15 protein-coding genes and 1 CRISPR repeat array are annotated in these 15,882 nt (G+C 46.1%); of the genes, 4 read left to right on the top strand and 11 right to left on the bottom strand.

What is annotated here, in order from left to right; translation table 11 throughout:
* Positions 1-55 precede the first annotated feature (55 nt).
* Positions 56-1,252 (bottom strand): MFS transporter, encoded by a 1,197-nt coding sequence (locus H5T41_06405; protein ID MBC7108401.1) that lies wholly within the window; start codon positions 1,250-1,252, stop codon positions 56-58.
* Positions 1,253-1,633: 381 nt separating this feature from the next.
* Between H5T41_06405 and H5T41_06400 the strand changes: the two genes are divergently transcribed.
* Positions 1,634-2,170, top strand: a complete 537-nt coding sequence (locus tag H5T41_06400; GenBank protein MBC7108400.1) for an RDD family protein — start codon at positions 1,634-1,636, stop codon at positions 2,168-2,170.
* A 217-nt stretch (positions 2,171-2,387) separates the two neighbouring features.
* Here the strand turns inward: H5T41_06400 and H5T41_06395 are convergent, their stop codons facing one another.
* A complete protein-coding gene (locus H5T41_06395; protein MBC7108399.1) occupies positions 2,388-2,573 on the bottom strand; it encodes a hypothetical protein in 186 nt (61 codons plus the stop codon).
* A 13-nt stretch (positions 2,574-2,586) separates the two neighbouring features.
* Entirely contained in the window at positions 2,587-2,934 is a 348-nt protein-coding gene (locus tag H5T41_06390; GenBank protein MBC7108398.1) for a hypothetical protein, read from the bottom strand.
* Between the two features lie 452 nt (positions 2,935-3,386).
* Here H5T41_06390 and H5T41_06385 point away from each other — a divergent pair, with 452 nt between their 5' ends.
* From H5T41_06385 to H5T41_06375, 3 genes are all read left to right on the top strand, one after another.
* Positions 3,387-3,539: a hypothetical protein gene (locus tag H5T41_06385; GenBank protein MBC7108397.1), complete on the top strand. Its 153-nt coding sequence runs from the start codon at positions 3,387-3,389 to the stop codon at positions 3,537-3,539.
* A 206-nt stretch (positions 3,540-3,745) separates the two neighbouring features.
* Positions 3,746-3,937: a hypothetical protein gene (locus H5T41_06380; GenBank protein ID MBC7108396.1), complete on the top strand. Its 192-nt coding sequence runs from the start codon at positions 3,746-3,748 to the stop codon at positions 3,935-3,937.
* 195 nt (positions 3,938-4,132) lie between these two features.
* On the top strand, positions 4,133-4,648 hold the full coding sequence (locus H5T41_06375; GenBank protein MBC7108395.1) for a hypothetical protein: 516 nt from the start codon (positions 4,133-4,135) through the stop codon (positions 4,646-4,648).
* A gap of 91 nt (positions 4,649-4,739) precedes the next feature.
* On the opposite strand, the gene H5T41_06370 is transcribed toward H5T41_06375, so the two are convergent.
* The 8 genes from H5T41_06370 to csm4 all read right to left on the bottom strand — a co-directional run bounded on the left by H5T41_06370 (position 4,740) and on the right by csm4 (position 15,871).
* Positions 4,740-5,720, bottom strand: a complete 981-nt coding sequence (locus H5T41_06370; protein MBC7108394.1) for a hypothetical protein — start codon at positions 5,718-5,720, stop codon at positions 4,740-4,742.
* 356 nt (positions 5,721-6,076) lie between these two features.
* Complete coding sequence (locus H5T41_06365) at positions 6,077-6,862, bottom strand: hypothetical protein (protein ID MBC7108393.1); 786 nt, start codon at positions 6,860-6,862, stop codon at positions 6,077-6,079.
* A gap of 127 nt (positions 6,863-6,989) precedes the next feature.
* A complete protein-coding gene (locus tag H5T41_06360; GenBank protein ID MBC7108392.1) occupies positions 6,990-7,412 on the bottom strand; it encodes a hypothetical protein in 423 nt (140 codons plus the stop codon).
* Between the two features lie 574 nt (positions 7,413-7,986).
* A CRISPR array of direct repeats spans positions 7,987-10,369; the repeat unit is 37 nt; unit sequence GTTTCAATCCTTGTTTTGATGGACTGGTTATTGCAAC.
* Positions 10,370-10,761: 392 nt separating this feature from the next.
* Positions 10,762-11,424, bottom strand: a complete 663-nt coding sequence (locus tag H5T41_06355) for a hypothetical protein (protein MBC7108391.1) — start codon at positions 11,422-11,424, stop codon at positions 10,762-10,764.
* Between the two features lie 2 nt (positions 11,425-11,426).
* The gene (locus tag H5T41_06350) at positions 11,427-12,677 is read right to left on the bottom strand and encodes a TIGR02710 family CRISPR-associated protein (GenBank protein MBC7108390.1); all 1,251 of its coding nucleotides are present in this window, start codon (positions 12,675-12,677) and stop codon (positions 11,427-11,429) included.
* Positions 12,677-13,474 (bottom strand): CRISPR-associated protein Csx14, encoded by a 798-nt coding sequence (locus H5T41_06345; protein MBC7108389.1) that lies wholly within the window; start codon positions 13,472-13,474, stop codon positions 12,677-12,679. Before H5T41_06345 ends, H5T41_06350 begins: the two co-directional genes overlap by 1 nt.
* Positions 13,447-14,823 carry a type III-A CRISPR-associated RAMP protein Csm5 gene (gene csm5, locus H5T41_06340; protein MBC7108388.1) on the bottom strand — a complete coding sequence of 459 codons (1,377 nt, stop codon included), beginning with the start codon at positions 14,821-14,823 and terminating at the stop codon, positions 13,447-13,449. The genes H5T41_06345 and csm5 overlap by 28 nt, the downstream gene beginning before the upstream one ends.
* A complete protein-coding gene (gene csm4, locus H5T41_06335; GenBank protein ID MBC7108387.1) occupies positions 14,807-15,871 on the bottom strand; it encodes a type III-A CRISPR-associated RAMP protein Csm4 in 1,065 nt (354 codons plus the stop codon). The genes csm5 and csm4 overlap by 17 nt, the downstream gene beginning before the upstream one ends.
* Between the last annotated feature and the right edge of the window lie 11 nt (positions 15,872-15,882).

The raw sequence follows: 15,882 nt of genomic DNA, 5'->3' as shown, positions 1-15,882 counted from the left end.
TATATTTTTTCTTGGAGAACTCGCCCAACAAAATCAATTTCTGAGTTCCGCTAGATTAAGTTTTACCAGACGGCGTTTTTCTCATGAGGTAAAGAAGCGGAATGGAAACAAGCTGGGCGATGACCGCAAAGAGGGCAATCCAGGAAATTGAAATCTCGTAAAGGAGACCCATGACCGTGCCGCCGAGAAGCCACGACGCACCGTACGCAGTGTTAAAAATACCATAGGCAAGACCCCTCCGCTGCACTGGAGACATATCCGCGATCGCCGCCCTCATGATTGTCTCGTGAATCCCCATGACCGCACCCCAAAGGACGACACCGAGTAAAACAAGGGAATAGGAAGTGGTGAACGCAAGGAAGGGGATCGGGATTGTGAGCAACGGGATGAGTGTGAGCGACCGCATACCAGCTTTATCATAAAATTTTCCGATGATGAGGGCTACGAGACCATCAACGCCCATCGCCAGTGCGTAAAATAATGGCAGCTCTGCATCCGAAACGATCGAGGATGTCTTCAGATGGTACGAGATGAGCTGAAAATTCGCGAATCCCGCGACTGCAAGTATGATGAACGCAGTGTAAATCCAGAAGATCCGGGGGAGTCTTTTTTCACCGTTCGATTTTTCAACATCTTCGCTTTCGAGTTTTGCTGGGGAGGGCACCTTCCTTTTCGCGAGGAAAAGAATCGCGATCATAAAAACAACTGGGATGAGCAGCAGCGCAAAGCCGTTCTCGTAGCTGCCGTTGAGGAGGAAAACGAGGGTGAAGAGCAGCGGCCCGATGATCGCACCGATCTGATCCATCGCTTCGTGGATCGCGAATCCCCAGCCCCGCCCGACCTGCTTCGTCGCGTGCGAGAGTATCGCGTCCCTCGAGGGTGATCTGATCGCCTTTCCCATTCTCTCGGAAATCAAGAGAATCGCGGCGATCTCCCAGCGACCAGCGAAAGCGAGCAACGGGATGGAGATGAGGAGGCCGTAACCGATGAAGGTCATCAGCCAGTAGCGTTCAGTCTTGTCTGCGAGGTAACCTGATACGAGTCTCAGCGCGTACCCGATAAATTCTCCGAGGCCCGAGATGAAGCCGACGATCGCCGCGCTCGCACCAAGAAGCGCGAGATAGGGTCCAGTGACGCTTCTCGCACCTTCGTAGGTAATATCGCCGAGGAGGCTCACGACTCCGAGTAAAATGATGACATGCATCGCGAACGCGCGTTTTTTCTTCCCCTCTTGATTTTCGTCAGAAGGCATGCGAGCACGGGCCTCTGTTGTTTCGATCGATGATGGGGGAGAAATGTCAATCGAGGCGTTAAATTTAATTGATGATCTTGAGTTACGATAAAATGCCACGATGATGATAAACCCAGCGCAGAAATGTGAAGAGAGACGGGCGAGCTGAGTGGCATTCCTGTTTTTAATGATGCCGTCGACCAGTTTTTCCAGAAGATTGATTTGATTCCGTTGCGCGAAGTGTTCGCCCCAAGTTGAATCCGTGAAAAATCTGTTGAAAGAAAAGGAATGATCGAGCATATTTTAAAAAATTCGTTTTCTTCGCAAATCCGATCTGCTCACGAGAAACTCTTTTGATCCAGGCAAAAATATATAACGGCATTTGAACAATATGCAATACCGGTGGATGGGATGCCAACAGGATACGATCTTTTGGAGCACAGTAGTGCTTTGAGGAGGCATTGGTTGAGGAGGGCTGCTGCGGCGATCATCGATGCATTGATCATCTTCATTCCAATCAGGGTCCTTTTACTTTTCATCAATTCTCCGTATCAAGATATCATCGCTGGTGTTGCGGCGGGAATCGCCTGGTTTGTCTACAGCTTCGTTCTTGAAGGAATCTATGGAAAAACGATCGGGAAGAGTCTGTTTAATTTGAAAGTCATCTCGGTGAAAGAGAATGAGAATCTGTCGATACATAAGACTTTCATCAGAAGCGTGCCGAAGATCTTCTGGTATATTTTTCTACCCCTTGATGTATTGATTGGACTTGCCATCGATGGAGATCCGAGGCAGCGTTGGAGTGACACGATTGCTGGGACTTCCGTCATCATGTACACGCCGGAATTGAAGCGAGTTGCGAAGATTGCGCGGCGATCGAGGAACAAAGAGAAAAGAGAAGTTGAGAAATCGACGATGAGTCCTCAGGACGCTCATTGACGCAAATTGACTATCACGAATGATGTTGATATGGGATCGGGTGGCGAAAAATTGCAGTAGTGTTAAAAGAGTTCTTCACCTATGACCGCATTCGATCATCTCTTCGAAAATCCCATATGGGTTGCGCTGTTGCGAACCACGATGGACCATGAAACTTGGACAATATCAGATCACCCATTCAATCTGGAGTAATTCGATAAATATTTTTTGCGAAGACTCAAAGACACAATTCCATTGGAACTAGAAACATGCGAGCGACTTGTAGCGCAAGAAGAGAAATCTCAATTTCATGGCAGTCTTGGGCAGGTGGATTTTCGATTTCTTTAGATAAAACCGCCAAAAGCGAGGGTTCCAATACCCTTATGGGCTGATTATGGGTAGCGAGACTTCTTGCTTGTTTCATTTCTTCCCCTCGTTCACTTGAAAATTCCTGCCACTACAGGATCGATCTGCCTGATCATCCCCTCTATGATCGCGGGAGGCTTCACATACAATTCCAGTGCTTCCCGGGAACAAAGATAGGTGCATCGCCCGCATCCACGGCAGAGGCGGTCATCGACCCGCGCTTTCCCGTTAGATACGGAAATGGCACCGATCAGGCAGAAACGTTGCCTCACGCATGCCCCACAGCCAGTGCATCGATCCTCCCTCACCCGGATGTGGACACAGGGCACCCTTGTGAGCTTGAGGGCGAGATCTTTGACGATCTTGGGCGTTTTCTTTCTCAAGAAACATAGAGGGCAGAAGTCTTTTTCTCCGCTCATTTATTCTCACCACTTGTCTTAATCTTTGTACAGAGAGACTGGACGATATCTTGATTTACTTTTTAACAATTTTTCTGTTTCAATCCCTTATAGGTAGCTCTGGAAACGGGATATTCGAGGAGCGTTGGGTTTCCGCTCCTATATTAATGTCCTATGAACTTGCAATCCAGTTTCTGGCTGGGATGTTGGGGTTGCTGACATGCGTCCTTTTCGTGGTCGCTGGAATAATGATAATGGTGGATAATAAGAGACGTTGCCGCAACGTATGATCACTTTCAATCTTCGTTTTCTGAGGTTCTCAATTGAAACATATCGACACGCAGCTAGTTGACATACGCGATGAACGCTTTCAATCTTCTTTTCTGAGGTTCTCAATTGAAACTTAGTTGTATTCGGGCAACCGTCGTTGACGATAATGACCAAATTTGATTAAGGAGAACTCGTTAGAAACTTTGGATGCAGGCGGCAAGGTGATTTTTGAAGAGACTCAAAGCACAGGCGACGTGAGTGGAAATGGAGAGTGGACCTGGACCTACACTTTTTCTGCAAAAGATCTGGTAAGCCAATACGATCGCCCATTCCTCATCGTGAAGCAAACATCATAATAAAGCGAACAGGATGAGAAAAATCGAAATACTTATCGAAATGCTTAAATAGAAGTGTTATTTGCTCGTCTCTAAGAGACCCAGGAAGGATCATCACCCCCAATTCTCCTCCTGTCGCATGAGTTTTGTATTCTGCGGCCAACCTTCCTGGGTCTCTTGAAGATTTAAGATGACGCTGAGAGAGGCAGCCTGAAACGAGATGCCGTATGTGCCTACATGGCCTGCAATCAGAAGAAGAGAAGGAGAAGTTGAGAGAAGCAACAGAAGCAGAAGTTTCTTCTGAGGCCAAGACAGAAGCGGCAGAAGTGCCGGGACAGAAGCACAGGATCGGTTCACGATCAAACCGCAGGCAGAAGAAACTTCTGTCCCCGCCGTCTGTAAGCTCAGGGGAGATTTAATGGAAAAATTTTAAAAAAACAAACACACGTAAGTTGTTAAATTTTTTGAATTTCATAAAAGTCGAGAAAATCGAAAGAGAGGCTTTTTTGGGTTTTTCTGTCGAAAAATTTAAACTTATTTAAATAATCATACATTACACGCATTACACATAACCCGCGTCATTTCATTCTTCTCTAGAAAACAGGCGATGGGAAATGGCCATGATCCGGAAGAAAATAGTGGCAATCGCTTTGGCCATAGTGATTGTCGCTGGATTAGTCTCAGCTGAGACGACATGGCATATCATCTCGAACATCTTTAGGGGGCAGACTGAAGTCGAAAAAGCACAGCTTTTAACCATCTACCCAGATTCTAGTACACCGTTCCCCACCATTACGATCACCGGACAGCCCTTTAATATAACAATCGATGTTGAGAACCCAAATCCTGTAACGATCAACGGATGGATCATGATCAACTTCACAAAAGCGGGGATCACTCTCAATGATGTGTCGGTATTCTCAGATGCAAAATACGAGGGTTATTGGCTTTGTGTCAATAAGAAAGGCGTGTACGGAGATACCCTAGTCTTTATCATTTCGGTAAATTCTCTTGTCCCTTCAGACCCGTACTTCCATTTTAGACCAGGTCTAAACGATAATATCACATACTTTACCGTTCAGTACAACGCTGAGGGAACATACAACTGGGAATTAGCCGTAATTCAATGAGTAAAGAAAAAGTACGAGGAGGAGTTGAAGTCGTTCATGTAGACGCTTTTTCTCCCCCTCATTTTCTTGTTTAAAGGCCATTTCGATCGTTCTATGAACCAACGACTGATATCGAGTATCTCAGCTCGCAATCGATTTCATCAAGAAGGTCATCGCTGCCGTCATAGTCCCAGGAGCCGGTAAATGGAGCTGAAATGCTGTGGACGAATCCCGTATATCCGGGGTTTGGATTGTAATCAATGACTTCGTACCCTCCCACATCGCTATCGTAGACGAGTATCTCGAACTTCATGGCTCTTAAATTGTCAGGTGCATCTATTATGATCGAATACGGATGGTCGAGCGTCTCGGTATCAGTGAAGACGGCGCTTGTATAGGTAAGCTCGAAAATCCCATCGTTGTCAAGGTCCACGCGAATCTCAAAGTACGGATCGCCGTATGTCCAAAAGTCTGCGGTCCCGTCTCCCTGGTACCAATCTATCGAGATCTTGATTTTTCCATTCCCGTTGTCGTAGAAATCGGCGTTGTCGCCGACACCATCCCTATCTGAGTCTTTCCATTCAGTCGGGTCATCAGGGAAGGCGTCTGGGTTTTTTCCAGACGGATTGTCACCGTATCCGTCCCCATCCCTGTCGGACCACTGAGTGCTGTCATATGGAAACGCATCGGAGTTATCTCCAACGCCGTCGTTATCGCTATCTACGTGTTCGTAGGGATTGTTTGGAAACTCATCTGAGTTATCACCGTAGCCATCACCATCTGTGTCTTTCCATTCATTTGGGTCGTTAGGAAATGCATCGGGATTATTACCCGTTGGATTGTCGCCGTACCCATCTCCATCCGTATCAGCCCATTGGGTGCTATCACTCGGAAAGGCATCATCGTGATCGGAAATGCCATCCCCATCAGAATCGAGAATTCCTCCACCAGAGGGACTGAAAAGCCAATATATGGCAACGGCGACGATCACGAGTGAAATGGCGATTACGATTGCTATAGCAGCCTTTTTAATTCCTTTTTTAGGTTGAGCAGGTTCCGCTTCTTTTTTCTCATTGTCAATCTGATTCTCCATAATCCCCCGATGAAATGAATAGAAAATGCAAATATAAAAAATCTTTCATATTTTCACAATGAGAAAATCAAGAAGCCAAATTACAAAATTGTCAGTTCGAGCGGCCTGATTTTTTGGTTTCCGATCGATCAATTGAACACAGGTTTTCTTTCAGGTCAACATAACTCCAAGAGCGGCGCACAGGTTGAAACATATCCAATTATGAAGTCTAGCCAACGAGCGTCAATGGCGCAAACATTTCCATTTCGATCATGCAACCCGATAACTTCTTTCTATCTTATTTCTAACATATAGTCAAATTAGTTCATTTCAAATTCTTGCGGCATTCCAACATTCTCAAAGCCTTTGACGCAGATTCATTTTAATTCTACGTCGAGCCAAATTATCATACGATCTGTTAGCAATGAGTAAAGTAACAAGACGTCTCTCTTTACATCTTCCTTGATATCTGGCCCTCCAATTTTACACTCCCAGAACATATTCTCAAAATCATCAAGGCTCAATCCTTGATTCAAGAATTCTTTCTGATTAACGCTACTTCTTGTCGCGAGAACGAATGCAACTTCCCATGTATGGAACAGTCTCTCTTCCCTGACTCCCTGATTACTCATCACTAAATGATAAAATGCCGCACGGACAGGCGATGCGACGATGGTTGGAAAAAATCGATACCACTCTCGTCCTTCAAACTCCAGATGAAAACAGAAGGCCGAAAATACCGGTTCAAAACTGCACGAACCTAAATAAACTAGGGAACCATCACAGATCTGCCTCTCCACCTCAATAAGTTTTTGTAGCTGAAATCTATTAAAAACTATTCTTCCATTATCGCCAACTCTCTTTGATTGAACAAATAGAATTTTTCTATTTTTGACTTCCAAGAAAAGATCCGCCCCTGTTGCACTTTCTCCTTTTCTGCCGTGGATCAGAGAAACTCTTATTGTACATCTTTTCCCCTCAAACTCCCGTACCCATTGATTGCTTCCCTGCTGTTCCAGTAATCCTTTACGTCGGATTTCTTCACACAAATCGTTGAATTTTCTTTTCAACAAATCAATTTCTGGTTCTATTTTTTCAAGAAGCTTTAAAAATAAAAGAACGAGATTGTTTATATCTTCCCGAGGGTTCTCCTTAAACACCATATAAACTCCACCGGCTATGTTGCAACAGTACATATGCTTGAATTAAGTACTTGAGATTTGGTTAGACGTATTGCCATAATAGGAGTCTTAAAGGGTTAGTTAGAGAATAATTAAATTAGAGATGCGCTTAGAATAGTGGAAAATGCGGTCGGGGCGCACGGGGCGGCGGGGAAGCTAGCTGCTCGAGACCGCGGACAAGCTCAAAGCGCTCTTCAAGACGAGTCCCGAAGTTTCGGCACTCGAGAAGCTCTAAGCGATCCCGACACGCTTCCGACACGGTGCCGACACACTTCCGACACACTCCCGCCGACACACCCCGACACGCTTCCGACACACCACTCCGACACACCCCCGACACACTTCCGACACGCTTCTCTTCCCTTTTTTGCCCCGTTTTCCCGCAGTTCGGAAACGATTTTCCCAGCTCCCTATGCTGGACGGAAAAGCGCGGTTGTAAAAAAACACGCCGACACACCCCCGACACGCCTCCGACACACCCCCGACACACGTCCGAAACACCGTGCGACACGTTTCCGACACGTTTGTACACCGTTTCGTGTTCGGTTCATTACACGATGCCGACACGTCTTTGAAACGGTGCCGAAACACCCCCGAAACGTTTGCACTCCGTTTCGTCTTCGACTCATTACACGATACGGACACGGGCGCGGACACACCAAAAATTAAAAAGCGGACACGCCGACCGGGCTTCTTATTTTAGCTTATGAGCTCAGAAACAAGATCCTCGTTCGATTTTCAATATCGAGCCGGGATAAGACGGATTGCGAGAAGAGTCCTGTAGACGGCATGAGTACAACATTGTACATGCTTGTAAACCTGATCGCTATGCGACGCATATACAATAGAAATGACTCCTTCTTTGACAATGGATGACGGGTTAGAATCACCCTCGAGATGAATTTATATTTGATACTTTCGAACACAGAAACAATTGCGCAGAGCGATTGAGATCGTATACGTCAACGATAAGCTTGTAAGAAAAGAGATGCCAAAGTTTACAGCACTTTTTGGAGACACTGCTTCAGTGCGGGGGTCTGATTTGAGTTTCTTAATAGAGATAAGTCAAAATAGAGCGAATAACGAAAATTGCCGAGCCTCAAGGTGTTTCAATCCTTGTTTTGATGGACTGGTTATTGCAACATCATGTTTTGGCAGCGTGCAATTCGGGAATGATCGGGTTTCAATCCTTGTTTTGATGGACTGGTTATTGCAACCAGAAGTGATCGAGTTCCCGCGCTCGTCCGTCACTTGTTTCAATCCTTGTTTTGATGGACTGGTTATTGCAACTTCGAGGATCAGGTCATATACTTCAGCCCCCCAGTTTGGTTTCAATCCTTGTTTTGATGGACTGGTTATTGCAACATGCACAACGTAAAAGTTATGCGCAGCGTCGTTAAGTTTCAATCCTTGTTTTGATGGACTGGTTATTGCAACAGATGCTCGAGGACCTGCAGCAAAGGCACGAAATCAGTTTCAATCCTTGTTTTGATGGACTGGTTATTGCAACACATCCGCCCGTCGAGGAAGGAGGAATGAAGGAGGAAGTTTCAATCCTTGTTTTGATGGACTGGTTATTGCAACACGTGTGGGGTTTGGAGCGCCACAGGAGGATCAGAACGGTTTCAATCCTTGTTTTGATGGACTGGTTATTGCAACTAACGAAACCATGAGGGGCTTGAACTTATGGAAAATAGTTTCAATCCTTGTTTTGATGGACTGGTTATTGCAACACGGATCCAACGACAGCTGTAGCATTCTGGGAATAGTTTCAATCCTTGTTTTGATGGACTGGTTATTGCAACACCAGACTCATTTTTAATAACGGCATTTCCAATTGGTTTCAATCCTTGTTTTGATGGACTGGTTATTGCAACGTTACTCATGTGCTTTACCTCCTTCGATCGCCGAAAGGTTTCAATCCTTGTTTTGATGGACTGGTTATTGCAACGAAGCAACCGAGCTAAACCCCGCGCCAGATTTATTATGTTTCAATCCTTGTTTTGATGGACTGGTTATTGCAACACTCTGAAAAAAATGCGAAAAATAGGCAAATACTTGTTTCAATCCTTGTTTTGATGGACTGGTTATTGCAACCCGAATTCTCTCGGGTGGCAGAGGAATGGCTCACCGTTTCAATCCTTGTTTTGATGGACTGGTTATTGCAACGCCTTGGCGCGATCTGTTTCGGGCGGCTACAATTGGGTTTCAATCCTTGTTTTGATGGACTGGTTATTGCAACTTCGCAAAGCAAAACGCTCTTCCCTCTTTTATTTGGGTTTCAATCCTTGTTTTGATGGACTGGTTATTGCAACAATTATTGTAAAATTTTACCACATCGGATGGAGTATCGTTTCAATCCTTGTTTTGATGGACTGGTTATTGCAACATGAGATACCGCTCGACATCCCCATCTGTTTCCACAAGTTTCAATCCTTGTTTTGATGGACTGGTTATTGCAACATGATTTGGAAACTATTAAGAAAGAAATAAAAGAAAGTTTCAATCCTTGTTTTGATGGACTGGTTATTGCAACTTAACGCATGGGGTGACATCGTGGAGATCGTGGAAGAGTTTCAATCCTTGTTTTGATGGACTGGTTATTGCAACGTCGCGGCGTGAGGGTGGATAGAATGAGCGGACGTAAGTTTCAATCCTTGTTTTGATGGACTGGTTATTGCAACCGTGCCATGTCATACGTATCATTACAATAACTTATAGTTTCAATCCTTGTTTTGATGGACTGGTTATTGCAACACTAATCGTAGTGCTGCGGGTATCGCCTGCGCATCCGGTTTCAATCCTTGTTTTGATGGACTGGTTATTGCAACGAATGAAGTGGAGATACCGATACCCATCGCAAAGAGTTTCAATCCTTGTTTTGATGGACTGGTTATTGCAACGACGCCGTCCCGCTCCCCCTCGCCTCCGCCCATCCGAGTTTCAATCCTTGTTTTGATGGACTGGTTATTGCAACCGCTTTAAACCCACACCCCAGAGGGCACTCCAAAAAGTTTCAATCCTTGTTTTGATGGACTGGTTATTGCAACCTTAGCCGCGATACCTGGGTCTGGAGAATATACATGTTTCAATCCTTGTTTTGATGGACTGGTTATTGCAACCATTCCCCTGTGTTACTAAGTCCGCATCCACCGACGGTTTCAATCCTTGTTTTGATGGACTGGTTATTGCAACATGGATATAGGTGGCGGGTAATGAATCCATCGGAGCGTTTCAATCCTTGTTTTGATGGACTGGTTATTGCAACATCTCGTTCGGGACGACCCCGTAGCAGCCGATGCACTTGTTTCAATCCTTGTTTTGATGGACTGGTTATTGCAACTGTTGCCCTTTGTTGAGCGTACCCTAGCCGAGCGAATGTTTCAATCCTTGTTTTGATGGACTGGTTATTGCAACCACCCTTGGAGGCCTCCCTCCCACGTAAAGTACAGGTTTCAATCCTTGTTTTGATGGACTGGTTATTGCAACCGGCTATGCGTCACGATTTTCGCTAAGTACTTTTGGTTATTAGTAACTTCTCACATCCCCCTATTGGAGATTTTTCAAATCAAGAAGTGCGTGTTTTAGCATCTCAGCTGAAATCTTACCCAACACTTATTGAGAAAGAGAATTTGGCGTGAAGGTCTTTATAAATACTACACCGGAAATGAGACATTCACAAGATAGTTTTCTCGTTAAGGGGTTCAGCATTACAGCGTCATGCTCTCTATTTAGATTTCAAGGATCTACTGAACTTTTAAGGGATTCGCTAAGTGATCCAGTCATAGGCTTTGCAAAAGAATCGTTTGTTTGGATTAGAAAGGATCCACGAAAATTGGAGGTCATCCCTTTCGATTGAAATAACGCGACCTTGCCAAGAGTTACGCCTCTACATTTGATATTGTCCCAAAGCCCTTTGAGGCCCCCTTACCCAACCCTGCGTGCGCAGGCAACATGATGTTGACTTGGAATTCGCCAATGAAACCGATATGTGGTATCCCCTTGTAAGTCACATTAACCTGGTCAAGCCTCGTCCTCGCCCTCAGCTTCCTTCTCACGACTGTGTTCAGCCCCTTGCACATCGATAGTATATTGCCAACGAGTATGCCGTTAAGGAGTCTCTTCCTCTCCAACCACCCTTGGGAGAGTTTGTATTCCAAATAATTCTCTTGATTGAGTGCGAGCCAAGGCGTGCAAAATCTGTAGCGGATCATCTGCTCAGTCTCACAAATCACAGTTTGCTCCTCGATGATATCGACATCTAATATCTCATAAATGTGCTTGCCGAGTAATAGATGATCAATCCCGTCGACGAGCGACTTCACGAGCTCTGCCCCCTCCGCTATCCCCCATATCATTGCGATTCCATCCAGCACCTTATACTGCACCAAGGGATAGGAATAGATTAGACCACCCTCAAGGTGGTGGTGGAAAATGGGGTTGTCCCTTTTCATATTGGCGATGAAGCCCCGCAACTCAGAGCCGCCTTCTAGAACGGGCGTTTTTGTCTTAAAGCGCGCTATTGCCAGCGGCAGTCGCTCCATAATTACAATCCTTTTGCAAAGTCAGGAAATTCCAGAGATCTTCGGATGTCCTCGAAGTCCTGCTCGCTTAGCACCAGTGGAACAATATGTACCTTTGCGAAGTCCAGGAATTCTATTGCCTCATTTCTAGAAATAGGATTTACACCATGCGCTAGCACAGAAAAGTTTCGAATGTTGAGGTATTTTTTCAAAACGTCCACATCGATAATCTGTCTCCCTTCAATCTCTGAAAGCACTTCGAGAGCTCGGGAGACACCTATTCTCAAAACCTCATCATCGCCCTTCCACCGCCTGAGTTTCTCCTTGAGCTTGGGGGGATAGATTTCCATTTCCGTGTCGACATCGCTTGTCGATATACCATATTTCTCCCATAGCAGCAACTGTACGACCATCTCTATCATCCGGTAAACCCTCGCCGTGGCGTCATCGTATTTCCCTTCAACCATTCTCCTCTCCGCGTTTAGGCACAGGTCAACGATATGCCACCTGCCGAACCTCAGCTTCGAATTATCCTTTTCATCCTTTAGCTTCTTCATCGCATTTACATAGGTTCCACGCCTTTCCTCAACCGCATCGCTGAATTTTTCCTTCTTCTTCAAAAGTTCAAGCGCTTGCGCATGCTCGAACTTATCCCAGAGGGAGAGGAAATGTAATGTGCGTTTGGCCATCAGGAGTTTTTCGGAAGGATTGACCATCGTTTTAATATGCATATCAAGGAGGTTGAGTGCCCCTCCGTAGTCCTGATTTTTTGCAAGGGCGATCGCTTCTCTCAGCGTAATTTCCTCCCTGATCCTTCCTACCTCGTGCATCAATATCTTCTCATGACCGACAATCGTTTTTCCTGTTTCCTCATCTCTCTTTCCAGATATGTAGACGAAGTTGGCACAATTCTGAAGGATCGCTGCCAGGCAAAGGCCAATGACCACTGGTTTCATGGCGAGCGTGTAATTGATGTATATTTCTGCATTTGGGGAATTCTGGCGCACGATTTCACTGAGAATGCCAAGGCATTCATCGAACACCAGATCAAAATTCTCTGGGTCAGAAATGAACCTCATTTCAACATTCAGCCCAAATTCCGCTAAACTCTTCATCACTTCGTCGTGCGACTTCTCGTGACTCTGCCTCGTATGGACAAGCACCACCTTATCTGGATTTAAGCGATTCACAGATAGCGTGATGACCCTTACCGCCCTGTCGACGTCGATCCCGACTGTGCAGACAAGGATCCGCTTTCTTTTCGCCGGAGACATCAGTAACCACTTTGGGCGATCAGTTGACCCAACTCATAGCCTTTCTTTGTCGGCCTTATCACCGATCCATTGCTGTGAAGGATCTTGTGCCTCACGAGCACGTGGATGAAATTTGCGCTCAAACCGCACCGCTCGATTTCCACGCCCCTTTCATTCCTCAGCACGTTTCCCAGCTGACTCACCATCTCTGGCGAATACGGAATGATCGGTAACTCCACCACCGAGTAGCTGTCCGCAGGCGGGAACATGAGTTTGTTGAAAACATCGCTATGCTTCTCGTAAAACTCCAACGGGGAAGGCGAGCTAAAATGTTCCGCAATCAAATTCCTTGCCCGTTCCAATTCCATGTTAACCGTGGACACACTCGGCATGACGACGTGATAAACGCCATCGACAGCCCACAGCTGACCGCACAACGCCAAGAGAACTGACTGCGTCTTTCTGCCACCAGAAATGCAGAGGTATACCCTTTCCGCATGATGCCTGACTTTTTCATTCCTGATGATTTTTGAGACAAGCGAAATGAAATCGATGGCCGAACGATCAGAAGCGACATCGGTGTAATTGGTTTCGTAAAGATGTGAATTGATGCGCCAAGGCGAAGCCTTAAGTGCGGATTCAACTAGCTTCGCCGACTTCCTCACCTCTTCCTCCATGGTTGAGATGAGAGCGACATCTGACAGAAACACCTCTCCAGATTTTATCAACCACTGAGCCATTTCGGTCACAACTGGAGGTGTCGTGCCAACAGGCGCAATTAATGAAGCTTTCAGCTTTCTGCCCGCATCTGGATCCACCCAAATTCGCCCCCTGGCCTTCCGTTTATGGTGTATATTCTCTTCGTCTTGGGATAGTTACCAGCCCTTACTCGCTTCAGCACTTTCTTGGTACTCTTTCTGATGGCATCAATGTGCAAGATCTCGTCAATAACGCCCTCATCGATGTCATGCGAGACGGTCATGCCTGGATATCCTGTCCCCCAGCCCAGCTTTAGCAACGCCGAGTTCTGCTCCGCCGTCCCTACGATATTTTTCAGCCTTTCCGCTTCCTCCTTCAATCCCTTGAGTGTAACGACCTCATCGTCTTCAATCCCACTCCTCCGGCAAGCGGGGCAGAAGTATTTCGCACGATTCCCCATATCCATACGCAAAGCATTCATGCAATCGAGGTGCAATTTCATATCCGAAACCCCTCCAAGGAATTCGTTGGCACTTGCCAATATGGATTCGGATTTCCGGTTGCAGGCACGAAAGATTCTTTTCACAATCGAATCGACGAGATCGCTGTCTTCGTCAAAATCATCTGGCACGACTCCGAAAAGCCTCTTGATCTTCTTATCCGCCCCTTCCCATTTTTTGTCATTCCTCATCTCCCACATCTTCCTCAGAAGGGGCACGTCCACGTCCAGCTCGCAGGAAAACGATGCCCCAGGACGGATTGCCTCGACGAAATACGGCTCTCTCAGAGATTGCCTAGTCTCTATAGAGCCCCTGGATTTTTGTACGTAACGGAAGCATATTACCCTCAGTACGCCGCTTGGCGATTGAGCAGAGGAGTCAGATATCCTTATGCAGCGCATGAGATCATAATTGGGATTGACGCGCATGATGTCCCGATCAGAAACGGCCATGCTACAATCAAAAATTATCTTCTCAAGAAGCTCCGCTCCCTCGAGCGCATTGCGATGCGTTCTCTCTGCTACATTCAAGAATTCGTCGCAGATAGCTGGATCCTCCCTTATTGCGAGTCCTGCCAGTGCCGTTCGGATCGCTCCCTTTATCGAGCTGCCAGGAATGTAAACCTCTCCTCCCCCTGTCTTGATTTGACCGTAGATTGTGTATCCCTTCCCAGTTGCGATCGCATCTGCGAGAAGGTTGCTGACCCATTGATCGCATCCGATTTCATACAAACCATATTTTGATGATTCCTCTAGGTCGCCACCGATCAGGTCGTTTATTAAATGGCTACGCCCTTCAACAACAGTTTGATTGAAATACCGACTGAGCTCATCCGCTCTCTCACGAATAAATCGATCGGCGTCGATTCTAACGATTTTCCCTCCAAGCAAGCAAGAATTCCACGCATCGAGAGCTTCGTCTTCCGACCTAATGTGCAGAGGCGATAAAGTCTTAAGTGAAATCTTCAAGCTTCAAATCCCCCCTCAGATAAAAGGAAAAGCCGTACTGCTGAACCTTATATTTTTTATCATGAACAACAGGGTTTTGGCCGTACACCTCGCGATTCTCGATTGCCGGAAAGAGAGAGCCTTCGCCAAAGCACATCGTCCTCGCTTTCCAAGGATTCGATTCGCTTGCGAGGCCGCTCTCGATCACACCTCCCCTCACAAGCAGATTGTAAATCGGCTTCGTGCCCGCGTTCTTAAATTGGACGATTTCTTCATGTGTCGGTATGTAAGTGGATAGATTCAACACCGTCTTACCGCTGCTCATTTCCGCAAGTTTCTCGTCGATATTCGTCCGTATCTGAATAATCTCGAAAGCGCCTTTTCCAGAAGAAATCTTTCCTCCGATGCCTCTGTCCTCCAAGAAACGAAGCGCAGGGCGCACGATATTCTCACAATTCTTTCGATGCTTGATAATAAAATACATGGCGCCCCTTCTCGACATCGCGTATCCCTTGTAGAAGAAAAAGTTCTCGCCAGTGCTGCTTGTAATCCTATTGATCGCATTTCCCACCATGTCGACTTCTTTGTATATCGGAACATCATGTCTTGAGAGAACGCCATCTTTGTAGTTATAATCCTGAAAGCACCAATCTCCTTTTCCGCTATCCTTCACTTTCTCTATACTCTCGAGAATATCATAGATTGTCACTCTTCCTTTGAGAATGTCGAACACTAGAGAGGCGTCTGCCCACCTGACTTTTTTCAATTTTTTGTAATTGCCAACAATTTCCATTCTTTTACTCGCAGATAATTCAAAAAATTTTGATGGAATTGTAAAAAAGGGCATCGGTATGAGATACTCCACAACCGTTGCGACCGAGAGGGCACAAGGGAAAGCTGAAGAGATGACAAACGGCGGGTCTCCGTTCCTGAAGTCTTCGAGCATTTTTTCTAATGTTTCATTGCCACTGATGAATCGAATACCCCAACAAAGCGCGCCGAAAAGCGTATCGCTCTTGGGATAGCCGGCAAGGGAAAGCGACTTTGGCCGCAGAACCACCGCGTCCAATCAAATCACCC

Source organism: Methanomassiliicoccales archaeon (assembly GCA_014361295.1).
In the GTDB taxonomy this organism is placed as follows: Archaea; Thermoplasmatota; Thermoplasmata; order Methanomassiliicoccales; family JACIVX01; genus JACIVX01.
Note: the sequence above shows the minus strand (reverse complement) of the source record. Positions and strands in the feature narration are given on the sequence as shown.